Below are 24,807 nucleotides of genomic sequence, written 5' to 3'. Positions count from 1 at the left end.
GAACACCGAGGGCCCGTCCGATCCTGTGATCGGACGGGCCCTCGGTCGTTCCGGGCGGCCGCCGTCAGCCGGCGGCCGGCTCGCGGCGGGTGGCGCGCAGGCCGCGGACGCCGACGGCGCCGACGGCGACGCCGAGGACGAAGGAGGTCACGGCGAGCAGGAGGTGGATCCAGAAGAAGGCGGTGGGCTGGGAGTGGTCGCCGTTGGTGAAGGCCTGGCCGCCGGAGTCCTTCCAGAGGTTCTTGACGAAGGTCGTTGAAGGGAAGCTACCCAGGAGAATCGAGGCACCCCCAAGGCAGGCCGGACGGGTACACGCCACATACTGGAGGGACCGCCTCCCCCGCATGAAGGACATCCCCATGAAGCTCAGCCGTCCCGTCTCCTGGTTCCTGGCAGCGTTCGGCGTGTGGTCTTGGGTGATCTGGTCGACCTTCGCTAAGAACCTCTGGAAGGACTCCGGCGGGCAAGCGTTCGTGAACGGCGACCACTCGCAGCCCACTGCCTTCTTCTGGGTCCATCTGCTGCTCGCCGTGACCTCATTCTTCCTCGGTACGGCCGTCGGCGTCATCGGCCTCCGGGGCATTCTCGCGGCCCGTCGCGCCGACAAGTAGGGGACCGCATGCAGCAGCCCCGCCCATGCGCCACGGGGGAAGCGCACGGACAGGGCGCTCCCGCTGCGCTCGGCGTGCCTTCCCCGGCAGCGGGAGCAAGGGGCCCAGCCACCTCACGGGGGACGTAGGCAGCCGGGCCGGTCAGGGGTTAGCTACCTCAGTCGGTGGCGCAGCCAGGCCAGCCCGTTGGCGCTGAGCCCGTCCCACGGCGCGCCCGGGGTTTCGACGGCGCGGCTGGTCCACAAGCCGGTGAGGATCGCTCCGAAGGCCGTGACGGGCCTCGGGGAGGCTTCGCGCCACATGGACACGCTGTCGGCCCACTTCTCTGCGTCGGCGGGGGCGTGCCCTGCCTCGATCAGTCGGATGACCACGTATGCCGTGTCGGCCCATGGTGAACCGGGGGCGGGGAATGCCCAGTCGATGACCCGCACCGTGTGGCCGTCCACGAGCATGTTGGGGCCGGTCAGGTCGGTGTGTACCAGGGTCTTGCCGTCGATCAGGTCGGGTGCTTCGCGTTCGGCCAGGATCAGTGTGTCCAGCCGTTCCATCGTCCACGAGTCGAGCCGGTCACGGTGTTGGTCGCCCAGCTTGTGCCAGAAGTCCTGACCGGACCACCGGTCGGCCAGGCTGAATGCCCGCAGGGGCGGGGCCGGAGTCAGCGTCTCGGCGAGCGTTTCCAGCGTTTGCGCGACCAGCGGCAGATCGGCCGAACCCGGAGATAGGTCCGCGTGCCTGCCCGGAGCGCGCTCGAAGCCGAGGGCCAGCCATCCGGCGGCCTCGACCTTCCACAGCATGCGGGGGGCGATGTTCGGCGGGAGCACGGTGTTCACGACCGACTCAAGGCGGTGCATCCATGCCTTGGTGTTGTCCTCGCGGACAGCCTTGCAGAACACCTGTCCACCGGTCGTTTCCAAGGTGGCGGCGAAGTCCGAGACAGTCCCCGCCGTCGGCGGTTCAGCGCCGGTCACCGCACCGGTCTGCCCTTCAATGCCTGTCCGCAGCTCGAACGGCAGATCGTTCCAGGCGTAGCCCATCGTGCGGTCCTTTGGATTGGGGCCCGCCCCGCTCCGGATGGCAGAGGGGGCGGGCCGAAGATCAGTTCCTAGCTGCTGTGGCAACCACGGTGGCACTGCGCGCAGTTGCCGCTTCCGCTGGTGTCGCTACCGTCGCCCCCGCTGCCCTCGGAGCAGTCGGCGGACATGCTCCACAGTTCGGAGTCCACGGCGTACCCGCTGGCCTCGATGATGGCCACCGTGGCGGCGATGCTCACACCCTTGGTGGACTCGTCCCGGCCGTTGGTCGGGACGTGGTGCAGGAATCGCCCGGCCACCGAGCGACAGAACTCGGCGTAGTCCACGGTGTGCAGGATGAACGTGTGCCACCCGATGTCCACCAGGCCCGACGGGGACAGTCCGGCGTTGGGATTGACGGCGCACGCCCCCAGGAAAGCAAGGGCCTGGTCCGTAACGCGCTCGGCAAGCGCCTGGTCCATGTCCTCGTCCTTGACGATTCGGGCCGCCAAGCGCCCGAACAGCGCCGGGTCCACCAGGGACCGGCCGATGATCCGTTCCGTGCTGATCGAAGTCACTGCGGACTCTCCTAGCTCTGGTTCGGGCCCAACCCGCCTATGCGGGTTGGGATTTCGTTACCCGTTCCTCGCAGTCGGCGACCCTGTTCAGGTCGCTCGCTGCGGACGGGGTCTGTGGGGCCCACGCGGGCTGGTTCTGCTGCCACCAGGGCACCGGGGCCGGTAAGCCGTCGCGCGCCCGGCGCTGGCCCGCCCAGAGGCCGCCAATGCCGAACACGGGCACGGCGTACGGGCCCATCAGCGCCGGTGCGGGTGGTTGGCTGCGCGTACCCGAGCCAGCAGTACCGCCCGGCGCTGCCATTCGGACGGCGTCAGGGGCTGGTCGGTGTGCTCGTTCGGCGTCAGCAAGGGGCGCTCTTCCGGAGCCCCGGCCGGCTCGGCCTGCACGGGGGCGCTCATGCGCCCAACTCTCTTGCTACGACGTACAGTCCGTCGCTTGGCAGCGCAGGCATTACGCCGTGGTCGGCGAGCACGCGAACCATAAGGCGCTGAGACCCGCCGTCGATCAGTCGGCCGGTGAGCCTGGCGTACTCCGTGAGCACGTCGGCCAGCGCGAGGGCCGTCGTGGCGCTACACCCGCCGATGTGGACGTGCGCGCCGTCGGGCAACCCACTGGCCGCGTAGACCGGCGAGAGGCTGACGAGCGGCGGCAAGCCCGCGACCTTGATAGCCGTCTCCAGCGCCTCGGTCGCTTCCTCCGCCTCTACGCGATGGTGCCGCAGGCGCTCGGCCTCCGTCTCCAGCTCGGTCATGCGCTGCCGCTCCCCTCACAATGTGATGCGCCGTCACCACGACGGTAGGAGGGAGCGATGTTCTCGTTCCACCTTCTTGCACCGTCTTGCACGGCCTCACTCAAGTGCAGCAATGGCCTGATTGATCAACTCACGTGCGGCAGCACCGTAGACCGCCATGCCCGCCAGCTGCCGAAAAGCCCTGTCGTAAACGGAGATCTCGCTGGGTGCGGTGATGTTCACAATTGCCGACAGGAGTTCCGTAGTGACCTGCTTGTCGTCAAATACAAGGAACGCCTCCAAGGGCCAAATGTGGCGCTCAGCAGTAAAGGGAATCACCCCGAAGCTAACTCGCGGCAGACCCATGACATCCAGCATCGCCCGCAATTGCCCAACCATGGCACCCTTGTCGCCCACCCTGTAGCGAAGGACTGTTTCCTCAATCAGAATGGCGTAGCGGTGATCGCCCTCATAGAGGAATCGCGACCTTGCAAGCCGGGACTCCACGGCTTCGTCGACATCATTCGGCGTACCCTGAAATGCCGTAATAGAAGACATCAGCGCATGCGCATACTCTCGGGTCTGAATCAGTCCCGGTGCAACGTTGGAACAATATATGCGACACAAGCGGGTGCGCTCAAACAGGGGAATAATCTCTTCTTGCGACCGGCGCATACCACTACGGTGAACCCGCCGCCATTCCAGGTACATCGAGTCTGCCGCGCGATTCGCAGCTATCAAGTCGGCAGTCTGATCGTTCGCATTGCATGCCGCGCACCATGCTCGAATGTCAGCGTCCGAGGGAGGTGTCTTGGAATTCTCAATCCGACTGGATTTCGAATCGCTCCACTCACACCGAATAGCTAGCTCATGTCCGGAGATTCCGGCGTCTAGGCGAAGCTCCTTGAGCCGCTTTGCGACCGCCTCTCGGGCAGCCTGCGCGCTGGAGGACGGGGAGAGAACCATGAGCTAGCTATCCGATGAGTGAGTTAGATGGAGAACTGGTCGTGAGGCGTGGCGCGCTCCCAGACAGCTTCGAAGGCCGATTCACACAGCTCGGCGGTGCGAGGATCGTCGGTGATTTCATCGCCGAGATATTCGCCGTCGCCGGAGAAGTGGCCAAACCGAACCACCTTGCCGTCGAGCAACCAGAAGTCATTGCCAGGAAGGGCAATATCAGAGGCCCGCCGGCGAGGGAGCCACCGAACGGACTCGCCAGCGCCGATATTGACGGCAGTGCCCGCGTACTCGTAACGAATGTAATCCGTCACCGGTTCAGAGACGATCCGCGCACGCCGAATACTCACACCTTGCCGAACGAGACCCGAAACGATTTCAACCCACAGGCCCCAATACTCAGAGCCGGGGTCGACATCACGCTCTCCGGTCCGCTGCCACCGCTCGAAATCGGCGCGCTCATCCGACACACCGTACGAATCACGCATTTCTAGATGGACAGCACTGATCTTGACCTCCTTCAGGAGATCAATGAAGCTGGGACCGCTCTGCGTCATCGCACGCCTTCCTCAGAATCGGCACCATCCGTGCCGGAATGTGAATCACCGCTTCATGAGCGGGGATGGTGTTCTCATGCCCCGGCCCGTGCCCAGCCTCAAGGACCTGCGCAATCTGCGATTCACTCGCCGTGAATCCCTGAATCATGATCGTGCCGTCTGCGTCGTCCACCCACACGGTTGGGCTGTTCGCTGTGCCCGTGTTGGGGTCGATTCCGACGAATCGTACGCTCATTGCGACCTCCCCTGTCACATCACTTGCGCGATCTTGCACGGCTTTCCGTGGCCCCTAGCATGCCGCTCCGCCGACGCAATGTCAGCCGATCGGCCGGATTCACGTCACCCAACACAAAGAGACCCCCGCCCTGCCCAGCGAGGGGCAGAACGGGGGCGTGGGGTGGCTCAGCGGTCCCGGTACGGCGTGCGATGCCAGACGCCCCGGCCGTCCAACCACAGCCCGGCGGCGGCAGGCGGCAGACACATGCGGGCGTCATGTGAGCCGGTCCGGTGGGTGTCGCCAGCACGGGTGCTTGCGAACGTCTGGCAGCACTGGGGACAGTGCTCCGCGCGTTGGCCGGACCACTCTCGACCACATGGCGGGTGAACGATCTTCAAGGTTGCCTTTCGTCGAATCGCGAAACTGGAATTTGAGAGCTTCAAATGAACGGGGCGGCCCATCTCCCCTACCCGCGCCTAAAAACCCGCCCACGGTCCGCTGTGGCAGCGATTTAAGGGTGTTCTAGCGGCTGGTCCCCCTCGCGTGCGCGCCCATGTGCACCCGCATGTGCACCCGCGCGTTGCGCCCGCCCTTTCCGGGCAGCGAAATGGGTCTCTGGCCAGTAATCCCAAGGGACTCCAAGATCACCTAAAAATGGGAGACTCGTACAGGGGATGATTCGTGCTAAGGCGCTGCGGTAGCCGGAGACCGGGGAGGGGGTCCCCCGCCACCCCCTCAGTCACGCTCCGTAAGGCCGGCTGCCGTCCGCTGCAAAAAGATGCGAGGGCTCAACGCACAGCACATTCCAGCAATTACGGAGCACCGGCATTCCATCCGGAACAGGTCCAACGGCTGCCCGAAACATCACCTTGTGGGCGAGCGCTGTACGCCGGTATCCGCCGTCATCTTTGTACTGAATCCTAGCCTTCCCTCGACCGTCGGTCCGCCCCAGGGAAAGGAGGCAGCCGGATTCCGTGCGGAGCACATTGTTCAGGATGGCCAGCGCGACCCGTTTTGCAAGCGAATCGTTCATGTGGTTGGCCATCTCAGAAATCCTCCTCAGCGTCGGCAGCATAGTCGGGCGAGAGAATTTCGGGGATGCCACCGAGGCCCGTCGGGGTGTAGCTCAGTCGCTCGTCCACAATGCGCTGAAGCGCCCGGCGGTCGTAATCCCAGGACAGGCCCCCTCGCGCAGACATGATCGTCCAGCGGGCCGAATTCGCGTCCCATGGCTGGCTCAGGTCACTATCCATGTCTTCAACTGCCCCTGCCAGCATGGTGAGTTCATCGAGGGAAGCCGCAAGCTTGGTCGCCAGCGCCAGCGCTTCCGCGCGGGTCTTCTCGACCTGGGCAACCACATCGGCACGCCATTCCTCACGGACGGCAATACTGGCGGTGCGAACGCCCGAAGCAGCCTCTGCCATCACCTGATAGGTGGCCGTCTGAATTCGCTCGGCCTCAGCGACCTTGGCCTCAGCCGGAGCACGGTTGGAAGGCTTCGGAGCGGCCTTCCCGTCCCGGAGGGCCGCCCGCAGCGCGCGATTGTCCTTGTCGTCCAGTGCAGCCAGCTCGGCGCGCGCAGTGGCCACGACATCATCGGCGTCGTACTGCCGCTCACGGAGGCCGTCAAGGGCGTTGAGAGCGTCCAGAACAGGCATAGGGGTCCGGACGTCCACGTACGCCGGGAGAGCCCGCTGAGCGCGCTCATAGAGATTGCCAAGCTGCCGCTCACGAAGCTGGGCAGAAGTCATGATGTTGTCGTTCATATCGTCAGTTTCTCCGCCTGTGAATACGCCTCAGCGCAGGTCGGTGTCGTTCTCATGAATGGGGTCTTGCCCTTTGGGTCCCCAATGCCATCCGAATCCCGGATCGGCCTGTGTGCCGCCCTGCGGGTTGAGTACGCGAATCGTCAGATTCGAAGTGTCGGGAAATGCCTCGGGGGCGCTGGCCGACTGCTCGGTCAATTCAGATCCCTCAGCCCATAAATCGGCGGGCAAGGATTCGCTTGGCCAGCGCGATGGGATCGAAGGTCTTCGGGGGCTCCGGCTCACTGGCACCTGCACCCTTTACGAGCTGGGTCGGCATGGTGTGGAGATGCGAACGGAAGTGGCCAGCAAGCTTTTGGGCGTCCGCCTCAAGCTCCTCAGCGCTGTTGCCGTTGAGGCGGTCTCGCAGAATCTCGGGAAGGGCGTAACGCGCCCCGATCTGAGCCTTAACCGCAGAGAGGTCCGGGGCGGTCTCCTGCGGGGCCTCAGCGAGCTTCTGAGCAGCCTCAGCCGTAATGGACTCCTGGGCCTGCTTCACGGCGTCCTGAACGAACGAATGACGGTCCACGGTGGTAGCTCCTAGCTATGTCGTGGGAAAACAAAAGAAGGCCCGGTCTGCGGGCGCGCTCTACCAAAGGACCGACGAACCTTTGGAAGCGGCGACCGGAGACCGGGCCTATCGGCGGAAGCGAGAAACCACCGATTCGCCGACAGGGAAGGAGAGGCGACCTGTCGGGTCAAGCCAGCGCGGGAGAAAGATCCGCGCGCCGGAATTGTGAAGTTATTGTTGTCCGGGCGCATCGGCGTACTCCGGTATGCCGCTGGTTCACTGCGGGCCTGGCAGGGCCACAGCGCCTAGGCGGCTTTCATGTGGATCTACGGCGGCCGATTAAGGAGGGGCTGCCCCTAAGCCTGCCGGGCCCTGTGTGCGCGTCCCGCCGTTGGGTGCCATGTAGGAATGTAGGTATGTAGGGGGCCTCTCATTCCCTCCCTATGAGGCAGGCTGAAAAGCTCTTAGGGTGGAATGAGGACCCTCTACATATCTACATTCCTACATGGCTTGAGGGTCTTCTAGTCACTCTCTGTATCGCTTGGTGACTGTGTGCTTTGAACGCCTCTTGCGCTGTTCGCCCATAGGGCCACTGGCCCCGAACATGATTGTGGCCCGAATCGCAGACCAGATCTGCCATCCGGGCCGATTCCGACGGCTCGTCAGATGATCACCAGGGGGCGGTTGTGCCCCATGACGTGTGCCAGTTCTGCGGGTGCAGGCGTCGGCCGCCAGTCCAGCGCCACTCGGTCGGCAACAGGGATTACGGACCGGTCGGCGCGCCGCCCAGGGCCTACGGCTACGCCGGAGAGGAACAAGTTGAGGAACTGTCGACGCTTGATGATGTCCCAGCCCGCCCACGGGGACTCCGGCCCCAGCGGGTCAGCTTCAGCGGAAAACCACTCCGACGGGATTTGCACTGCATTCGCCGACTTCTCGTTCAGTTCCCGAAGGCGCTCAAGGCACTTCTCCTCGTATTCCAGGTATTGCAGCATGGTGCCCTGGAATGCCGCCGCTCCACGCTCCCCCTTGTAGACGCCTGCCTTCCGGTCCGCATAGAGCTCCGTGATGGATTGCTGGACATGGTCAAGGTGTGCCTGCGTTTCGGCCCGTTCGTCCTCGACTCCGGCAAGGTCCTGCTGCTCTGCAAACCGTACGGCAGCTGCCACAAGCCATGCCTGGTCTTCCGGGTCGGAGAGATCGGCATTGCTGATCTTTGCCCACACTCGACGGGCAACGAAGTCGTCAAGGTGAGTGATCTGCACGGACAGGCCGCCATGCCCAATGGGGTTTGCGCACATGTAGTAGCGCCCGCTCTTGCCCATCGAGCCCTCACACTTGGCGCAGCGGGAGAACTTCCAACCGGACAACAGCGACGGCACGCTGTTCTCGTACTGCCGCTCGGCGAGCCCGCGCTGACCGATCTTCTCCTGAAGCTCCAGCCACGTCTGGCCGGGGATGACTCCCGTATGCGGCGTCAGTGGGGCCCCTGAGTCATCCCGGGCAATGACGTTGGCCAGCGTGCCTTTCGGCCCCTTGGGAACGCGCACCGAGGCGAACCCGCCGATGCACGGGTGCGTGAGGATGTGACGCACGGTCTGCGCCCGCCAGATGATCCCGGTCCGCTGCCGGCCGGGGAACCCGCGCTCCTGGACCGCTTTCTTACGCGCATCGGTGTTCCGCTGAACGGTGGTGCCGGGGGCGGGTGTGCCCTCCTTGTTCATGGTCGCCGCGATGCGGTTGTAGGCGTAACCCTTGAACGCGAGGTCAACCAGCTTCCGGACCACGTCGGCGTAGGCCATCTCCGCTTCGTCCCAGTGATCCTCATTGGGCTCAAGCGTGGTGACGGTCAGCTTCCCGATCACCTCTCGGCGGGCCTTCATACCGAAGGGCGGAGTAGAGGAGTGCCGCCCGCCAACGGCCTGGATCTCTTCCTTCGCTCCGGCGGTGCGGGCCGCCTTGATATCGGAGTCCTGCTTGGCGAGCGCAGCGATGAGCGCAAAGATCGCCTCGCCGACGGGGTTGCTGGTGTCGAGGAACGGCTCCTGGACGCTGACGAGCCGCACGCCGTACTCGCGCAGCTTCTTGTCGATCGTCATGGCCTCGTAGGCGCCCTGCCGGGTGAGGCGCGAGAGCTCGTTGATGACGATGACGTCCAGTTCCCCGCGTTCGACGGAGCGCATCATCTCCTCGAAGTCCGGCCGGACGACCTTCGGGTCCCACCCCGACTTCCCCACGTCCTTGTACTCACGGACCACCTGCCACTTGCTGGTGGCGCGTGCGGCGACCAGCGCGTGACCGGCGCTCAGCTGCGCCTCGGGCGACGCCTCGGAGGCGTCCGGCCGCTTGCTGGACTGACGGGCGTACAGCCCGACCCGGACGACGTCCAGTTGGTCCGAGGGGATGTTCGGGGCGAGAAAGGTTGCCATGTTCTGAGCTTGCCGCACCGTCTGACCTGCGCTTTCCGCTTTGCTTAAGCTTTGCAGGTTACCTTCTCATCAAAGGTGGTCCAGATGATCATGGACCAGACGCCGAAGGCGGTCAGGAACCAGGAGGTGCGGCGGCTGAGCTTCATGGGGGTCCTCAACGGGCGGTGGCGTGAAGAAGGTGTGCCCTCCCAGTATGCGCAGGCGTCCGTTCGGCGTACGGTGACCCCCTCCTGCGGATTACCGGCCCGGAGGGGCGGACGACGGGGACCTCGACTGGGTACGGTCTGCTGGTGCCCAAACGCCCTAAGCTCGCACACCTGATCGCCGCCTGCGTCGCGGCCCTCCCGCTCCTCGCCGCCCGGGCGGCCGTCGCGGCCCCGCACGAGCCGCCGCCCCCGGCGGCGGCGATCGGCGGCGAGCGGCTGGGACTCTCCGGTGTCCAGGTCGCACCCCAGGCAGGCGCCCCGGCACTGCCGGCGGGTCTCACCGGACAGTCCTGGATAGTCGCCGACGCCACGTCAGGGGAGGTGCTGGCGGCCAGCAACCCGCATCGGCGGCTCGCACCGGCCAGCACCCTGAAGATCCTCTTCGCGGACACCGTGCTGCCCAAGTTCGACCGCAACCTGGTGCACAAGGTCGCGGACGCCGAGATCCAGGGGATCGGCGCCGGCAGCAGCCTGGTCGGCATCAAGGAGGACCTGGAGTACAAGGTCGAGGACCTCTGGCGCGGGGTGTTCCTCAGCTCGGGCAACGACGCGGTGCACGTCCTGTCGCACATGAACGGCGGGGTCCCGCAGACCGTCGCCGAGATGCAGGCCCGTGCGGACGCGCTCCAGGCCAAGGACACCAAGGTGGTGTCGCCGGACGGCTACGACATGGACGGCCAGCTCTCCTCGGCGTACGACCTGACGCTGTTCGCCCGGGCCGGGCTGCGCAACCCCGACTTCCGGATGTACTGCGCCACCCGGGACGCCCTGTTCCCCGGCGCGGTGGACAAGAACACGGGCCAGCGCGGCAGCTTCGGGATCGCCAACACCGACCGGCTGCTGGGCAAGTACCCGGGCCTGATCGGCGTGAAGAACGGCTTCACCACCGAGGCCGGCTCGACCTTCGTCGGCGCCGCCGAACGAGACGGCCGCACCCTGCTGGTGACGGTGATGCACCCGTCGACGTATCAGAAGGTGTACGACGAGACGGCGGCGCTGCTCGACTGGGGGTTCGCGGCCGCCGACAAGGTCACCCCGGTCGGGCGGCTGGTGGACGAGGCCCCCGCCGGGGGCGCCGAGCCGGCGCCGACCGGGCAGGCGGGCGGCACCGCCGGGGTGCCCGCGCCGCCGCCGCACCCGTCACCCACTGCCACGACCGCACCGCCGGCCGCAGCGGCCGCCATGACCGCCGCCGACGCCGGCGACGACGGGCTCGGCCCGGCGGGCTGGACAGCCGTGACGGTCGCCCTGGCCGCGGGCGGCGCCGGCGGGCTGTTCCTGCTGCGACGCCGCCGCCCGTCGTCCGGCTGACGGACGCCGCGTCAGGCCCGGTCTCACTCCTGGGGCCGGGCCTGAGGCTTGCCCGCCTCCGTCGGCGCCTGCGTCTGCGCCGCCTCCTCCTCGTCGGCGGCGGCCACCATCGCCCGGGCGCGTTCGCGGGCCCGGTCGCGGGCGGCGGCCGGGTCGGCGGTGGCCGTCCAGGCGACGCAGTACATCAGCAGTCGGCAGACGAAGTTGATCCAGAGCAGCAGCGCCACCGGCACGCCGAAGGCGCCGTAGATGCTCTTCCCGGCCACCGAGCCGAGGTAGGAGGCGAGCAGGATCTTCAGCAGCTCGAAGCCGGCCCCGCCGATCAGGGCCCCCTGGAGCACGTCCCGCCGCCGCTGGCCGCCGATCCCGGGGAAGGGCGCCAGCAGGTAGGCGAAGAGCACCATGTCGGAGGCGACCGCGATCAGCAGGCCGACGCCGGTCAGCAGGTAGCCGCCGGGCCCGCCGGTGCCCAGCCCGATCCACTCGGCGATCCGTCCGGCGAGGGTCGTCCCGGCGGTGGACGCGGCCAGCGAGAAGAGCGAGACCAGGCCGAGCCCGAAGAGCACCAGGCAGTCCCAGGCCTTGCGCAGCACGGCGTTGGTGTCGCTCTCCGGCAGCTGCCAGACGTCCCGGATCGAGGTGCGCATGGTGTCCACCCAGCCGAGGCCGGAGACCAGCAGCAGCACGCCGCTGACCAGCCCGACCGCGCCCGCGTTGGCCACCAGCGAGGGCAGGTTGAGCGCGTCGGAGATGCCCGGCAGCTGGTCGGAGATACGCTTCTGCAGCTCGGCGACCCGGGTGTCGCTGAGGGTCGCGACCGCGATCGCCAGCGCCACGGTGAGCAGCGGGAAGAGCGCGAGGAAACCGAAGAAGGTGATCGCGCCGGCCAACCGGTTGCCGCGAGCGGTGGCGAAGTGCTGGTAGACGCGGTAAGGGCGGCTGCGCAGCACCCGCGCCACGAGCGGGCCGATCACCGGGAGGCGGGTCAGGAAGTCCACGCGACCGGTTATACCGGCCGTTCGCCCGAACGGCCGTCAGGCTCCGCGGCCCCGCGGGGTTCGGCAGGTCAGCGCCTGACCAGTCGGCGGGCACGGGCCAGTGCGCGGACGGCCTGGTACGCGCCGTAGCGGCCGTGGCTGAGCAGTTCGGTGCGCACACCGTCGACTCCGGCCGGCGGCCGGTAGCCGGCCGGGCGCAGCCGGGCGCAGTGCGCGGCGGCACGGCGGAAGTACTCGCGGCGGTCGCCGGGCGGGACGCGGCCGGCCTTGGAGACGACGGTGTTGAGGTGGTGCAGCATCCGGCCGTAGACCACCGGGCGCCAGCGGTCGAGGTCGGGGCGGCCGTCCAGGAAGGCGAAGACCAGGTCGTACTGGGCGAAGACGTCGAAGTGCTTGCGGCTGGCGGTGGCCAGGATGTTGCCGCCCTCCTGGCGCTGGCGGTAGTGCACGCCGACCTGGTCGAGCAGGGTGATGCTCTCGGCGGCGAGCAGCGCCGGGTACGTCCAGGGGGTGTCCTCGTAGTAGCCCGCGGGGAAGACGAGGCCCTGCCCGGTGATGAAGTCGCGGCGGTAGGCCTTGTTCCAGACCACCTGGAGCAGGTCGAGCAGGTCGGGCCGGCGGTCGAGGTCGAAGACGTCCGGGGAGTCGGCGCCGAAGACGTGTGCCGAGGCGGCGCGGGTGATCCGGCCGTCGGCGTAGGTGCGGGCGTAGTCGTAGACCAGGACGTCCGGGTCGCCGCCGGCCGCGAGCCGGTCGTCGACGGCCTTGAGCAGACCGGGGGTCAGCGTGTCGTCGCTGTCCAGGAAGATCACGTACTCGCCGGTGGCGACCTCCAGGCCGGCATTGCGGGCCCGGCCGAGGCCGACGTTCTCCGGCAGGTGCAGCACCCGCACCCGGGGGTCGGCGGCGGCGGCCTCGTCGAGGATCGCGCCGCAGCCGTCCGGCGAGCGGTCGTCCACCGCGATCAGCTCGAAGTCCGGGCCGCCCTGGCCGAGCACCGAGTCGAGGCACTCGGGGAGGTACTCCTGGACCCGGTGGACGGGGACGATGACGCTGAAGCGGGGCATGGGCACAGAGTAGTGGCCGCCCGCCCGGCCGGTCCGCCCCGGCCGGTCCCACCCCGGCCGGTCCCACCCCGGCCGGTCCCACCCTGGCCGGTCCGCCGCGGGGCCGGGTAGGGTGCGGGGCCGCGGCTCCGGGCCTGCCCGGCCGCCCTCGGCGGCCCCGGAGGGCCTCCGGGGCCGGAAGGTAGGATCGCTGGGCACGTACGCACCGGTTCCAAGTGCGGCCAGGCCCCGAACGGGCTGCCACGCTCCTTCCCCAAGAAAGGCCTGCGTAGCCGATGGCTCCCCGCCTCTCCATCGTCGTTCCGATCTACAACGTCGAGCGCTACCTCGTGGAATGCCTCGACTCGATCGCCGCCCAGACGTTCACGGACTTCGAGTGCGTCATGGTCGACGACGGTTCGAAGGACGGCAGCGCGGCGCTCGCCGAGGCGTACGCCGCCCAGGACTCCCGGTTCCGGCTGGTCCGCCAGGTGAACAAGGGCCTCGGCGCGGCCCGGAACACCGGCATCCGGCACATCGACCCGGACGGCGAGTTCCTCTGCTTCGTCGACAGCGACGACTCGATGCCGCCGAGCGCGTACGAGCTCATGATCAACACGCTGGACGAGACCGGCTCCGACTTCGTCACCGGCAACGTGCTGCGCTTCCGCGCGGTGGGCTACTACCAGTCCGGCGGGCACGTGAAGCCCTTCAAGGAGACCAGGCTCAAGACCCACATCACCGAGATCCCCGCGCTGGTCACCGACCGCACGGCGTGGAACAAGGTGTACCGCCGGTCCTTCTTCGACGCGGCCGGCCTGCTCTACCCCGAGGGCATCCTGTACGAGGACGCCCCGGTCAGCGTGCCGCACCACTACCTCGCCAAGAGCGTGGACGTGCTCTCCGAGCCGATCTACCACTGGCGCGAGCGCGAGGTCGGCGAGATGTCGATCACGCAGATGCGGACCAACCCCAAGGGCCTGGTCGACCGGGTCGCCTCGGTGGAGCTGGTCCGCGGCTGGCTGAAGAAGCAGACCGACCCGCGCTTCGCCGAGTACCTGCGCTCCTACGACGAGAACACCCTCGTCGAGGAGATCCCGATGTTCTTCTGGTCCGTCGTGGACGGCGACAAGGAGTACCGGGACGCCTACCTCAAGAACGTCGGCCGGCTGCTCCGGGCGATCGGCCCCGAGCAGGTCCGCAAGCTGCGCGCGCCGCTGCGGCTGAAGTACCACCTGACCCTGTCGGGCCGGATCGACGAGTTCGTCGAGCAGATCAAGTACGAGGGCGAGAGCAACGGCGGTGTCGCCGCCCGCGGCCTGCTGCGCCCGTACGCGGACTACCCGTTCCTGCGCGGCGGGCGCAAGAGCGTACCGGCCTCCGTGCTCAAGCTGGACAACTCGCTGGTGATGCGCAGCCGGCTGTACGAGTCCGCCTGGGTCGGCGGCAAGCTGGAGCTGACCGGACACGCCTACCCGGAGCAGCTGGGCGCCGCCAACAAGCTCGACATGGTCCGCACGCTGGTGCTCCGCGAGACCAAGGGCCGCCGGGTGCTCGCCGTGCCGATGAAGACCCTGTACAGCCCCGAGGCCACCGCCAGCTCCAAGCACGACCTGTACAACTGCGACTGGGCCGGCTTCAGCGTCGCCCTCGACCCCAAGAAGCTCAAGCAGCGGGGCCAGTGGAAGGACGGCAACTGGCGCGTCCTGGTGGCCGGCGCCGGCAAGGGCGGCGTCTACAAGGGCCGGATCTCGGCCGGCTGGAGCGACACCGCCGCGTACCTCCCCGCGCAGTGGGTCGACGCGGACGTGCGGATCGTGCCGTGGGTCCGGGACGGCCACGTCTACCTGCGGGTGGAGACCGTCCGGGCCCGCGTGACCGGCCTGGCCGCCCACGGCGGCCGGGTGGAGGTGTCCGGCGCGGCCCGCTCCGGCCCGGACCTCGCCGGGGCCCGCCTCAAGCTCACCCACGTCGAGTCCGACCGCGAGCTGCTCTACCCGCTGGAGCTCGCCGCCCCGGTCGGCACGCTCCAGCCGTTCTCCGCGTCCGTCCCGCTGGACGAGCTGACCGCCGTCCGCCAGGCCTGGGCCGAGCTCGACCCGGTCGCCAACGAGCGCAGCCGCGACCGCTGGGACACCGCCCTGCTGCTCGCCGACGGCCGCACCGTGCCGGTGGCGCTGGACGACCGCAACGCACCCGGACAGCTGCACGTCGCGCTGAACCCGGACGCCCCGGCCGACGAGCGCCGCGCGCTCTACTCCAAGCCCTCCCCCGGCGGCTACCTCCAGTTCTCCGACCAGCTGCTCCAACCGGTGGTGGACGAGGTCGCCTCCCGCGGCGCCGACGGCTTCCTGTTCAGCGGGTCCTTCCCGCTGCCCGGCAACCACCGCTGGGAGCTCGTCGTGCGCCACAACTGGCGCGAGGAGGAGCACGTCTACCCGGTGGAGATCGCGGACGGCCGGTTCCGGGCCGCGCTGCCGCCGGTGCCGACGGCCTCCTTCGCCGGCCGGGTGCCGCTCGCCCAGGGCACCTGGGACGTCTTCTTCCGCCCGGTCGGCGAGCCGGCCGGCACGGTCCTGGTCCGGCACGCGCTGATCTCGCCCGACTGCTTCACCTCCCTGCCGCTGGAGGTCGAGTCGCGCGGCAAGCGGATCGTGCTGGAGCGCCGCTACTACGACGGCCTCTCGCTGGAGTCGCACTCGGCGCTGCTGCCCGAGGAGCGCAGCGGCTACCGCCAGCGCCAGCTGCGCACCGTCGACTACCCGACGGCCCGCCGGCTCCCGGTGCGCGACACCGTGCTCTACAACGTCGCGCTCGGCGGTCTCTACGCGGACTCTCCGCGGGCGATCCACGAGGAGCTGGTCCGCCGGGGCCTGCCGCTGGAGCACCTGTGGGGCAGCGACGACCTCCAGGCCGAGCTGCCGCAGACGGCGAACGCCATCCGGCTCTGGAGCCCCGAGTGGTTCGAGGCGCTGGCCACCGCCAAGTACATCGTCACCAGCGCGCACCTGCCGGACTTCTTCGTCCGCCGCCCCGGCCAGGTGGTCGTGCAGACCTGGCACGGCACCCCGCTGAAGCAGATCGGGTACGACTTCGAGAAGGTCTGGTTCACCGACGCCAACTACCTGAAGGGTGTCGCCACCGAGGTTCCGAACTGGTCGGTGCTGGTGGCCGGGAACAGCTGGGCGGCGCCGGTGCTGCGCCGTGCGTTCGATTTCAAGGGCGAGATCCTGGAGAGCGGTTCGCCCCGGAACGACCTGCTGTTCGCCCCCGACCGGGAGAAGACGGCCGAGCAGGTCCGCGAGCGGCTCGGCCTGCCCGAGGGCAAGAAGGTCGTGCTCTACGCGCCGACCTTCCGCGAGGACCGGCGGCGCCCGAACGGCGGCTACCAGATCGACCTGCGGATCGACCTGGAGGCGGCGAAGGCCGCGCTGGGCGACGACCAGGTACTGCTGGTCCGCCGGCACAGCGTGATGTGCGGCCAGATCCCCGCCGCCGGCAACGGCTACATCTGGGACGTCGGCAGCTACCCCGACATGGCCGAGCTGCTGCTGATCGCCGACGTGCTGGTCACCGACTACTCGGCCACGCTGTTCGACTTCGCCGCGACCGGTAAGCCGGTGCTGTTCTTCACGCACGACCTGGAGCACTACCGCGACAACCTGCGCGGCTTCAGCCTCGACTACGAGTCGGAGGCGCCCGGCCCGCTGCTGGCCACCTCGGAGGAGCTGGTCTCCGCGCTCGGCCGGGTCGACGAGCTGACCGCGGAGTACGCCGACAAGTACACGGCCTTCCGCGAGGCGTACTGCGACCTCGACGACGGCCACGCCGCGGCCCGCGTGGTGGACGGGATGCTCCGCCAGCAGTAGTCCGCCGGCACCGCCCCGAGGCGCCCGACGCGTGGTTCGCGACGGGCGCCTCCGGGCTTTCTGGGAGTTACCTGGGCAGTACCCGTCCTTTGCGGCCGCATTGCCCTCGAACTCACGTTTCGCAAGCGAATCTCCCAGCAAATCCGCCGGACCGTACAGTTGACCCCGCATGTCCTTTCGGTATGGGATATCGATTCGGCCCCCGTCCGACCTCCCCCTCGGCACGAAGGCCTCCCGGACCACCGCCATGGACCGGGACCCCGTCCCGAAGGGCCACTGCATGCCAGTCCTCACCCGGCTCGTCCTGCCGCACGCCGACCCCCGGGCGAGCGACGGCCTGCCCCCGGGCGACGAGGACGCCGCGTTCGGCCTGCTGCGCGCCCGCTGGACCGCCCGCGGGCTCGAACTCACCGGCTTCGCCCGCCCCGACGACCTGGACACCGCCCGCCCCGGCTCCGCCTGGACCTGGCTCACCCTGCACCGCGGCGAGGACGAGCCGCCCGTCCACCTCCGGTCCAGACCCCGGCGGCTGCCCGAGGTGACCGACGACAGCGCGCAACCCGACCGCAACCACGACTGGTCCGGCTTCACCGCCCTGATCGAGCCGCGCCGGCTGCGCCGCGGCGAGGAGTGGCTGCTCGGCGACTGGCAGATCGAGACCACCCTCTTCACCCGCCCCCGGCCCACCCGGCTGCGCCGCCAGTACGGCGCCCTCGGCCCGTACTGGTGCGGCTCCGGCGAGTACCCGCCCGCCCGCTGGGTCGACCACGACGTCCGGCTCCAGCCGTACTTCGCCGACGGCCGGCTGCGGCTGCGGCTCGAACGCCCCGGCGTCCGGCTCACCCACGCCGTCCCCGACCCCGACGGCCTCGACCTGCGCGGCACCGCCGACCACTGTCCGGCCGGGACCCTCCTGCGGCTGCGCCACCGGGAGAGCGACGCCGTCCTCGAACGACCGGTCGCCCGCACCGGCAACACCTTCGCCGTCCACCTGCCGTACCGGCCGTTCACCGCCGACGGGCGCGGCGCCGCCGACCTGGAGCACTGGGACGCCGAGCTGCTGCGCCCGGACGGCTCCGCCGAGCAGCTCACCCTGGACGAGCGCGGCGGTCCGGTGGCCGGTCAGCACCCGCTGCCCGGCCGGCAGGACCGGGCGCTCTACCTCAAGCACCTGGCCGACGGCCGGCTCCAGTTCTGCGTCCAGCCCGCCGCCGGCTACGTCGAGCGGATAGCGGTCCGGGCGGAGGGCTTCGAACTCACCGGCCACTGCCCCTGCGACGGCCCGCTCGAACTGGTCCTGCGCCACAGCGGCACCGCCCGCGAGGTCCGCCACCCGGTGGAGCACGGCGACGACGGCCGGTTCCGGATCCGGCTCCCCGCCACCCGCACCGGCTCCGACGGCACCACTCTGCCGCTGCGCAAGGGCGTCTGGGAGGCCTCGCTGCGGCCGGCCGGCCACCACGGCCCGCAGCGGCCGCTCATCGCCGCCCCCACCGTCCTGCCGGCCCTGCCCGCCACCACCCGGGCCGGCGGCAAGCGGATCCTGCTCCAGCGCCGCTGGCACGACACCCTGCTGGTGGACTCCACGCCGGTGCTCAGCGCCACCGAGCGCAGCGCCTGGACCCAGGCCCGCCAGCGCACCGACGGCTACCCCGCCGCCCGCCGCGAGCCGCTGCGCGAGGCCGTGCTGTACGACGTGTTCGGCGGCCGCGGCTACTCCGACTCACCGCGCGCCGTGCACGCCGAACTCGCCCGGCGCGGCGCCCCGCTGGAGCACCTCTGGGTGGTCGACGACGCCCAGGCCGAGCTACCCGCCGGGGTCCGCGCGGTACGGATCTGGAGCCCGGAGTGGTACCGGGCGCTGGCCACCAGCCGTTACCTGGTCGGCAACACCCACTTCCCGGACTTCCTGGAGCGCCGCCCCGGCCAGGTGGTCGTGCAGACCTGGCACGGCTCCCTGCTCAAGCGGATCGCCCACGACGTCGACAACCCCTGGCTGGCCGACCACGGTTACCTGGAGGCGCTCGACCGCGAGACCCCGCAGTGGAGCCTGCTGCTCTCCCCCAGCGCGTTCGCCACCCCGATCCTGCGCCGGGCCTTCCGCTACGACGGCGAGATCCTGGAGGCCGGCTACCCGCGCGGCGACGTGCTGGCCCGGCCGGACGCCGGGCACGCCGCGGCCGTCCGGCGCCGGCTCGGCATCCCCGACGGCAAGCGGGTCGTGCTGTACGCCCCGACCTGGCGCGAGGACCAGCAGCGCGGCGACGGCGACGGCTTCCGGCTGGACCTGCGGATCGACCTCGACCACGCCCGGCGCGCCCTCGGCGGCGACCACGTGCTGCTGGTCCGCCCGCACGTGCACGTACGCGAGCCGCTGCCCGGCGCCGGCGACGGCTTCCTGTACGACTGCGGCGACTACCCCGACGTGCAGGAGCTGCTGCTGATCGCGGACGTGCTGGTCACCGACTACTCGTCGATCATGTTCGACTTCGTGATCACCGGCCGCCCGGTGCTCTTCTTCACCTACGACCTGGAGCACTACCGGGACACCCTGCGCGGCTTCTACTTCGACTTCGAGCCGCAGGCCCCCGGACCGCTCGTCCCCACCTCGGCCGGGCTGCTCGCCGGGCTGCGCGAACTCGCCGACGGCGGCGGCGCCCTGCCCGCCGGGTACGAGGAGCGCTACCGCCGTTTCCGGGACACGCACTGCGGGCTGGACGACGGCGCCGCCGCCCGCCGCGTGGTCGACCGGATGCTCGAACTCGGGCGCGGGGACTGAGCGCCCGTCAGGAGAACGCGTAGGACCGCCAGGGCCGCCAGACCTCGTCGGCGTCGAACCGCGAGAGGCTGAAGCCCGGCACCGTGAAGGCCGCCCGGAAGCCCCTGGCCTGCTCGTACGCCTGGTCCAGGACGTCCTCCGGCAGACCGTGCGCCACCGTGACGTGCGGGTGGTACGGGAACGCCAGCTCCCGGGCCAGCGGGCCGGAACGGATGTCCGCCTCCAGCAGCCGGCACTCCTGCGCGCCCTCCTCGACCCGGACGAAGACCACCGGGGAGACCGGGCGGAAGGTGCCGCCGCCCTGCAGCAGCATCCGGAACGGCCGGTGCCCGCCGGCGACCTGCGCCAGGTGCTCCTCGATCTTCGGCAGGTCCGCGGCCGCCACCTCGGTCGGCGGCAGCAGGGTGACGTGCGTGGGTATCGACCGGGCCTGCGGGTCGCCGTGCCCGGCCCGCGTGTCCTGGATCGCCGAGCCGAACGGCTCCGGGACGCTCACGGACACGCCGATGGTGAGCAGCTCGGGGAGCCGCTCACCATCGGGCAGTCGCGTCAGCGGAGTCACCGCTTGGCGGCCGGAAGGAAGCCGATCCGGTCGTAGACCGCCTCCAGCGTCTGCGACGCCACCTCGCGGGCCTTCTCGGCGCCGATCGCCAGCACCCGGTCCAGCTCGGCCGGGTCGTCCAGGAAGGTGCGGGTGCGCTCCTGGAAGGGGGTGACCCACTCGGTGAACAGCTCGGCCAGCTCGGTCTTCAGGGCGCCGTACATCTTGCCCTCGAAGTGCTCGACCAGCTGGTCGATCGACTGGCCGCTGAGCGCGGAGTGGATGCGCAGCAGGTTGGAGACGCCGGGCTTCTGGGCCTCGTCGTAGGAGACGACGGTGCCGGTGTCGGTGACGGCGCTCTTGAACTTCTTGGCGCTCTTCTTCGGGTCGTCCAGCAGGTTGACCAGACCCTTGTCCGAGGCGGCGGACTTGCTCATCTTGGCGCCCGGGTCCTGGAGGTCCTGGATCTTCGCCGTCTCCTTGAGGATGTACGGCTTCGGCACCGTGAAGGTCGGGCTGTAGCGGGTGTTGAAGCGCTCGGCGAGGTCCCGGGTGAGCTCCAGGTGCTGGCGCTGGTCCTCGCCGACCGGGACGGCGTCGGCCTGGTAGAGCAGGACGTCCGCGACCATGAGGACCGGGTAGGTGAAGAGGCCGACCGTGGTGCTGTCGGCACCGTGCCGGCCGGACTTGTCCTTGAACTGGGTCATCCGGGAGGCCTCGCCGAAGCCGGTGAGGCAGTTCATCACCCAGCCGAGCTGCGCGTGCTCGGGCACGTGCGACTGGATGAAGAGGGTGCAGTGGTCCGGGTCCAGGCCGGCGCCGAGCAGCTGGGCGGCGGAGATCCGGGTGTTCTCACGCAGCTCCTTCGGGTCCTGCGAGACGGTGATCGCGTGCAGGTCGACCACCATGTAGAAGGCGTCGTTCTCCTTCTGCAGGTCGACCCACTGGCGCACCGCGCCCAGGTAGTTGCCGAGGTGGAACGAGCCGGAGGTGGGCTGGATGCCGGAGAGCACCCGGGGACGGTCCTTGACCGGACCGGTGACCGCTGCGTTGACCATGCGGGCCATTGTTCCAGTTACACCGGTCGCTCAGGAAACGTCCGCCCCTGGAGGTTCTGCCAGTGTGACCGCACTCACCCTGACCCGGGCGATCCGCCGGCCCTCCAGCTTGGCCACCGTCAGGCGCACCTCCTCGGCGCCGACCGGGATCCTGACCTGGTCGCCGTCGGCCGGCAGCCGGCCCAGCGCGGCGACCAGGCAGCCGGCCACCGTCTCGTACGGCCCCTCGGGCAGGGTGACGCCGGTCTCCTCGGTGAAGTCGCCGAGGTTCAGCAGGCCGTCGAGCTCCATGCCGCCGCCGGCCAGCCGGCGGGTGGTGGCGGTCTCCGGCCGGTCGTACTCGTCCCGGATCTCGCCGATCACCTCCTCGACCAGGTCCTCCAGGGTGACGATGCCCGCGGTGCCGCCGTACTCGTCGACCACGATGGCCAGGTGGTGGCCCTCCCGGCGCATCTCGCCCATCGCCTCCAGCACCCGCTTGGTGCCGGGCAGCAGCTTGACCGGGCGGGCCAGGTCGCGGACCTTCGCGGCCTGCTCGCCACGGGCCCCGTACAGGTCGCGGACGTGGACGAAGCCGGTCACGGCGTCGTAGCTGCCCTCGACCACCGGGTAGCGGGAGTGCGGCGAGGAGCTCGCCTGTTCGCGGACCTCGGCGAGCGGGCGCTCGGCGTCCAGGAAGGTCACCTCGGTGCGCGGGACCATCACCTCGCGCAGCTGGCGCTCCCCCGCGGAGAACACGTCGGCGATCAACGCCCTTTCGTCGCTGCCGAGTTCGGTGTTGGCGGCGACCAGGCCGCGCAGTTCCTCGGAGCTCATCGACCCGCGCCCGGCGGCCGGGTCGCCGCCGAACAGGCGGACCATCAGGTTGGTGGAGTGGCCGAGCAGCCAGATCACCGGGCGCAGCACCACCGACATCACGTCCACCACCGGGGCGGCCAGCAGCGCGATGGAGTCGGCGCGCTGGAGGCCGATCCGCTTCGGGGTGAGCTCGCCGAGCACCAGCGAGACGTAGCTGATCACCAGGGTCAGGCCGACCAGCGAGACCGCGTCGGCGACGCCCTCGGAGAGGCCGGCCCGGACGAACACCGGGGCCAGCTTGCCCGCCAGGGTGTCCGCGCCGAAGGCCGCGGACAGGAAGCCCATGCAGGTCACTCCGACCTGGACGGCGGCCAGGAAGCGGTTCGGGTCGGCCGCCAGGTGCGCCGCCCGGGCGGCGCGACGGGTGCCGCGCGCCTCCAGCGACCGGATCTGGCCCTCCCGCAGGGAGATCAGCGAGATCTCGGCGACGTTGAAGAGGCCGCCCAGCATGATGAAGACGAGAACGAGCGCCGCGTCCTCAATGGTTTCACTCACGGGGGGTCAGTGTAGAGCGACGGCCCGCCGCCTCCCGGGAGGGAGACGGCGGGCCGTGCGTGGCTCGGCGCTGTTGCGCTCGGAGCAGGTCGGATCAGATCAGGCCGAGGGCCTGGACCGCGTCGCGCTCCTCGACCAGCTCGTTGACCGAGGCGTCGATGCGGCCGCGGGAGAAGTCGGAGATCTCCAGGCCCTGGACGATCTCGAACTTGCCGTCCTTGGTGGTGACCGGGAAGGAGGAGATCAGGCCGGCCGGGACACCGTAGGAGCCGTCGGAGACGACGCCCATGGAGGTCCAGTCGCCCTCGGCGGTGCCGTTGACCCAGGTGTACACGTGGTCGATGGCGGCGTTGGCGGCCGAGGCGGCCGAGGAGGCGCCACGGGCGTCGATGATGGCCGCGCCGCGCTTGGCCACGGTCGGGATGAAGTCGCCCTCCAGCCAGGCCTGGTCGCCGCCGACGGCCTCGAAGGCCGGCTTGCCGGCGATCTCGGCCTGGAAGATGTCCGGGTACTGGGTGGCGGAGTGGTTGCCCCAGATGGTGACCTTCTTGATGTCGGCGACGCCGGCACCGGTCTTCTGGGCCAGCTGGCCGAGGGCCCGGTTGTGGTCCAGGCGGGTCATCGCGGTGAAGCGCTCGGCCGGGACGTCCGGGGCGTTGCGCTGGGCGATCAGGGCGTTGGTGTTGGCCGGGTTGCCGACGACCAGGACCTTGATGTCGTCCGCGGCGTTGTCGTTGATGGCCTTGCCCTGCGGGCCGAAGATGCCGCCGTTGGCCTGGAGCAGGTCGCCGCGCTCCATGCCCGCGGTGCGCGGACGGGCGCCGACCAGCAGCGCGACGTTGGCGCCGTCGAAGGCCTCGTTGGGGTCAGCGGTGATCTTGATGTCGCGCAGCAGCGGGAACGCGCAGTCGACGAGCTCCATCGCGGTGCCCTCGGCGGCCTTGAGGCCCTGCGGGATCTCCAGGAGGCGCAGGTTCACCGGCACGTCGGCGCCGAGCAGGTGGCCCGAGGCGATGCGGAAGAGCAGCGCGTAGCCGATCTGGCCGGCCGCTCCGGTGATGGTGACGTTGACGGGGGTGCGGGTCATTTCTACCTTCTCCAGCAAATCGCCAGGTGCCCCAGGCACACCGGCGCACTGGAGCCGAGGATGGTCTCTCGACATCGAGAGACCCGCGTCAGGTTATCGCAAAGCGAAGCGTACGCCGCGTGTGCGGGCGTGGCTGATACGTCACAGCGGACCACGGGGATCCGGCCGGGACGGGACGGGCCCCGGGGGCAATGCCCCGGGGCCCGCCGGTACCGGGCGACGCCCCGTCAGCCGAAGTAGCCGAGGAGGTCGACGATCACCTGGGTGGAGCCCCCGCTGCGGTTGGCGAACTCCACCTTGCCGTCGGCGCCGACCGGGACGGTCACCAGGTTGGCCACGGTCCTGCCCTGCGTCCAGTTGAGGTTGGACGCGTCCGGGCGCGCGGTGCCCGACGGCCAGACCGTCAGGTGCCCGGCGTCCGTCGGCTCGGTCACCGTCACGTTCAGCACCACGGCCTTGGCGTGGGCGAGGTCGCGGCTGCCGGACAGGTCGAGCGTGGTGCTCGCGCCCGGCGCGACCGCGCCGGTGGTCCGGGTGTCGAACATCCGCTTGGGTCCGGCGCTGTGGAAGGTGGCGGCGGCCGGGTCGTCGGAGTAGTAGCCGAAGACGTCGGCGATCAGGTGGGTCGTGTCCCCCGCCGCGTTGAACAGCTTCACCCTGCCGTCCGCGCCCACCGGCACCACCACGTGGTTCGGGACGGTGAGCCCGGCGGTCCAGTTGAGGTTGGACGAGTCGGGCCGCTCACCGCCCGAGGGCCACACCGTCAGGTGGCCGTCGGCCTTCGGCTCGGTCACCGTCACGTTCAGCACCACGGCCCTCACCCCGGTCTGCGGCACACCCGCACGACCGGCGACCTGCAACGTCACCTCGCCGAAGGCCGGCACCGGATCCGTGCCCGGACGCCCCACCGCCGCCCGCGTGTCCAGCAGCCGGGACGGCGCGACCGCGGTGAAGGCTGCGCCGGAGGGCTCCGCGGAGTAGTAGCCGAAGACGTCGGCGATCAGGTGTGCCGTGTCCCCGGACGAGTTGTAGAGCTTGACGCGACCGTCGTCGCCCACCGGCACCACCACCTGGTTGGGCACGGTCCGCCCGACGGTCCAGTTGAGGTTGGACGAGCCGGGACGCTCACCGCCCGAGGGCCAGACCCGGGCCG

The 24,807-nt window shown here is 69.6% G+C and carries 22 protein-coding genes and 3 pseudogenes; 4 read left to right on the top strand and 21 right to left on the bottom strand.

Annotated elements, in window-relative coordinates:
- Window positions 1-64: 64 nt before the first annotated feature.
- Entirely contained in the window at window positions 65-280 is a 216-nt protein-coding gene (locus C2142_RS23525) for a hypothetical protein (protein ID WP_241003258.1), read from the bottom strand.
- Window positions 281-359: 79 nt separating this feature from the next.
- On the opposite strand from C2142_RS23525, the gene C2142_RS40305 reads away from it, so the two are divergent.
- Entirely contained in the window at window positions 360-611 is a 252-nt protein-coding gene (locus tag C2142_RS40305) for a hypothetical protein (RefSeq protein WP_241003257.1), read from the top strand.
- Between the two features lie 152 nt (window positions 612-763).
- Here the strand turns inward: C2142_RS40305 and C2142_RS23515 are convergent, their stop codons facing one another.
- The 13 genes and pseudogenes from C2142_RS23515 to C2142_RS23460 form a co-directional block, all read right to left on the bottom strand.
- Complete coding sequence (locus C2142_RS23515) at window positions 764-1,645, bottom strand: phosphotransferase (protein ID WP_148644465.1); 882 nt, start codon at window positions 1,643-1,645, stop codon at window positions 764-766.
- A 68-nt stretch (window positions 1,646-1,713) separates the two neighbouring features.
- Window positions 1,714-2,199 (bottom strand): hypothetical protein, encoded by a 486-nt coding sequence (locus tag C2142_RS23510; protein ID WP_206670999.1) that lies wholly within the window; start codon window positions 2,197-2,199, stop codon window positions 1,714-1,716.
- A 237-nt stretch (window positions 2,200-2,436) separates the two neighbouring features.
- Complete coding sequence (locus C2142_RS23505) at window positions 2,437-2,598, bottom strand: hypothetical protein (protein WP_153882811.1); 162 nt, start codon at window positions 2,596-2,598, stop codon at window positions 2,437-2,439.
- Window positions 2,595-2,951 carry a hypothetical protein gene (locus tag C2142_RS23500; protein ID WP_148644464.1) on the bottom strand — a complete coding sequence of 119 codons (357 nt, stop codon included), beginning with the start codon at window positions 2,949-2,951 and terminating at the stop codon, window positions 2,595-2,597. Before C2142_RS23500 ends, C2142_RS23505 begins: the two co-directional genes overlap by 4 nt.
- A 96-nt stretch (window positions 2,952-3,047) precedes the next feature.
- Window positions 3,048-3,605 (bottom strand): DUF5753 domain-containing protein, encoded by a 558-nt coding sequence (locus C2142_RS23495; RefSeq protein ID WP_346766438.1) that lies wholly within the window; start codon window positions 3,603-3,605, stop codon window positions 3,048-3,050.
- Between the two features lie 84 nt (window positions 3,606-3,689).
- Window positions 3,690-3,896, bottom strand: a pseudogene (locus C2142_RS42005) (helix-turn-helix transcriptional regulator); the annotation flags it as partial.
- A gap of 23 nt (window positions 3,897-3,919) precedes the next feature.
- Window positions 3,920-4,444, bottom strand: coding sequence for a DUF6879 family protein (locus C2142_RS23490; RefSeq protein WP_148644462.1), 525 nt, complete (start codon window positions 4,442-4,444; stop codon window positions 3,920-3,922).
- Entirely contained in the window at window positions 4,416-4,679 is a 264-nt protein-coding gene (locus tag C2142_RS23485) for a hypothetical protein (protein ID WP_148644461.1), read from the bottom strand. Before C2142_RS23485 ends, C2142_RS23490 begins: the two co-directional genes overlap by 29 nt.
- Before the next feature lie 721 nt (window positions 4,680-5,400).
- Window positions 5,401-5,706 carry a hypothetical protein gene (locus tag C2142_RS23480; protein WP_148644460.1) on the bottom strand — a complete coding sequence of 102 codons (306 nt, stop codon included), beginning with the start codon at window positions 5,704-5,706 and terminating at the stop codon, window positions 5,401-5,403.
- A 1-nt stretch (window position 5,707) separates the two neighbouring features.
- On the bottom strand, window positions 5,708-6,427 hold the full coding sequence (locus C2142_RS23475) for a hypothetical protein (RefSeq protein ID WP_148644459.1): 720 nt from the start codon (window positions 6,425-6,427) through the stop codon (window positions 5,708-5,710).
- Between the two features lie 30 nt (window positions 6,428-6,457).
- A complete protein-coding gene (locus C2142_RS23470) occupies window positions 6,458-6,625 on the bottom strand; it encodes a hypothetical protein (protein WP_153882810.1) in 168 nt (55 codons plus the stop codon).
- Between the two features lie 10 nt (window positions 6,626-6,635).
- Complete coding sequence (locus C2142_RS23465) at window positions 6,636-6,995, bottom strand: hypothetical protein (protein WP_148644458.1); 360 nt, start codon at window positions 6,993-6,995, stop codon at window positions 6,636-6,638.
- A 644-nt stretch (window positions 6,996-7,639) separates the two neighbouring features.
- Window positions 7,640-9,406 carry a recombinase family protein gene (locus C2142_RS23460; protein WP_148644457.1) on the bottom strand — a complete coding sequence of 589 codons (1,767 nt, stop codon included), beginning with the start codon at window positions 9,404-9,406 and terminating at the stop codon, window positions 7,640-7,642.
- Between the two features lie 290 nt (window positions 9,407-9,696).
- Between C2142_RS23460 and C2142_RS23455 the strand changes: the two genes are divergently transcribed.
- A complete protein-coding gene (locus C2142_RS23455) occupies window positions 9,697-10,923 on the top strand; it encodes a D-alanyl-D-alanine carboxypeptidase (protein WP_241002742.1) in 1,227 nt (408 codons plus the stop codon).
- 23 nt (window positions 10,924-10,946) lie between these two features.
- Here the strand turns inward: C2142_RS23455 and C2142_RS23450 are convergent, their stop codons facing one another.
- Window positions 10,947-11,921: a YihY/virulence factor BrkB family protein gene (locus C2142_RS23450; protein ID WP_148644455.1), complete on the bottom strand. Its 975-nt coding sequence runs from the start codon at window positions 11,919-11,921 to the stop codon at window positions 10,947-10,949.
- A 212-nt stretch (window positions 11,922-12,133) separates the two neighbouring features.
- Window positions 12,134-12,988 (bottom strand): annotated as a pseudogene (locus C2142_RS23445) (glycosyltransferase); the annotation flags it as partial.
- Window positions 12,989-13,263: 275 nt separating this feature from the next.
- Here C2142_RS23445 and C2142_RS23440 point away from each other — a divergent pair.
- Both C2142_RS23440 and C2142_RS23435 read left to right on the top strand, forming a co-directional pair.
- The gene (locus tag C2142_RS23440; RefSeq protein ID WP_148644453.1) at window positions 13,264-16,836 is read left to right on the top strand and encodes a bifunctional glycosyltransferase family 2 protein/CDP-glycerol:glycerophosphate glycerophosphotransferase; all 3,573 of its coding nucleotides are present in this window, start codon (window positions 13,264-13,266) and stop codon (window positions 16,834-16,836) included.
- A 280-nt stretch (window positions 16,837-17,116) separates the two neighbouring features.
- Entirely contained in the window at window positions 17,117-19,615 is a 2,499-nt protein-coding gene (locus C2142_RS23435; protein WP_162002525.1) for a CDP-glycerol glycerophosphotransferase family protein, read from the top strand.
- A 7-nt stretch (window positions 19,616-19,622) separates the two neighbouring features.
- Here the strand turns inward: C2142_RS23435 and C2142_RS23430 are convergent, their stop codons facing one another.
- The 5 genes and pseudogenes from C2142_RS23430 to C2142_RS40300 all read right to left on the bottom strand — a co-directional run.
- On the bottom strand, window positions 19,623-20,177 hold the full coding sequence (locus C2142_RS23430; RefSeq protein ID WP_241002741.1) for a 2'-5' RNA ligase family protein: 555 nt from the start codon (window positions 20,175-20,177) through the stop codon (window positions 19,623-19,625).
- Window positions 20,174-21,214: a tryptophan--tRNA ligase gene (gene trpS, locus C2142_RS23425; protein ID WP_148644451.1), complete on the bottom strand. Its 1,041-nt coding sequence runs from the start codon at window positions 21,212-21,214 to the stop codon at window positions 20,174-20,176. The genes C2142_RS23430 and trpS overlap by 4 nt, the downstream gene beginning before the upstream one ends.
- 30 nt (window positions 21,215-21,244) lie before the next feature.
- Window positions 21,245-22,567 carry a hemolysin family protein gene (locus C2142_RS23420; protein ID WP_148644450.1) on the bottom strand — a complete coding sequence of 441 codons (1,323 nt, stop codon included), beginning with the start codon at window positions 22,565-22,567 and terminating at the stop codon, window positions 21,245-21,247.
- A 94-nt stretch (window positions 22,568-22,661) separates the two neighbouring features.
- On the bottom strand, window positions 22,662-23,654 hold the full coding sequence (locus tag C2142_RS23415) for a malate dehydrogenase (protein ID WP_148644449.1): 993 nt from the start codon (window positions 23,652-23,654) through the stop codon (window positions 22,662-22,664).
- A gap of 227 nt (window positions 23,655-23,881) precedes the next feature.
- Window positions 23,882-24,807 (bottom strand): annotated as a pseudogene (locus C2142_RS40300) (hypothetical protein); the annotation flags it as partial.

The sequence above is a fragment of the Streptomyces sp. CB01881 genome (assembly GCF_002953255.1).
Classification (GTDB): Bacteria; Actinomycetota; Actinomycetes; order Streptomycetales; family Streptomycetaceae; genus Kitasatospora.
This window is presented reverse-complemented; position numbering and strand designations above follow the sequence as displayed.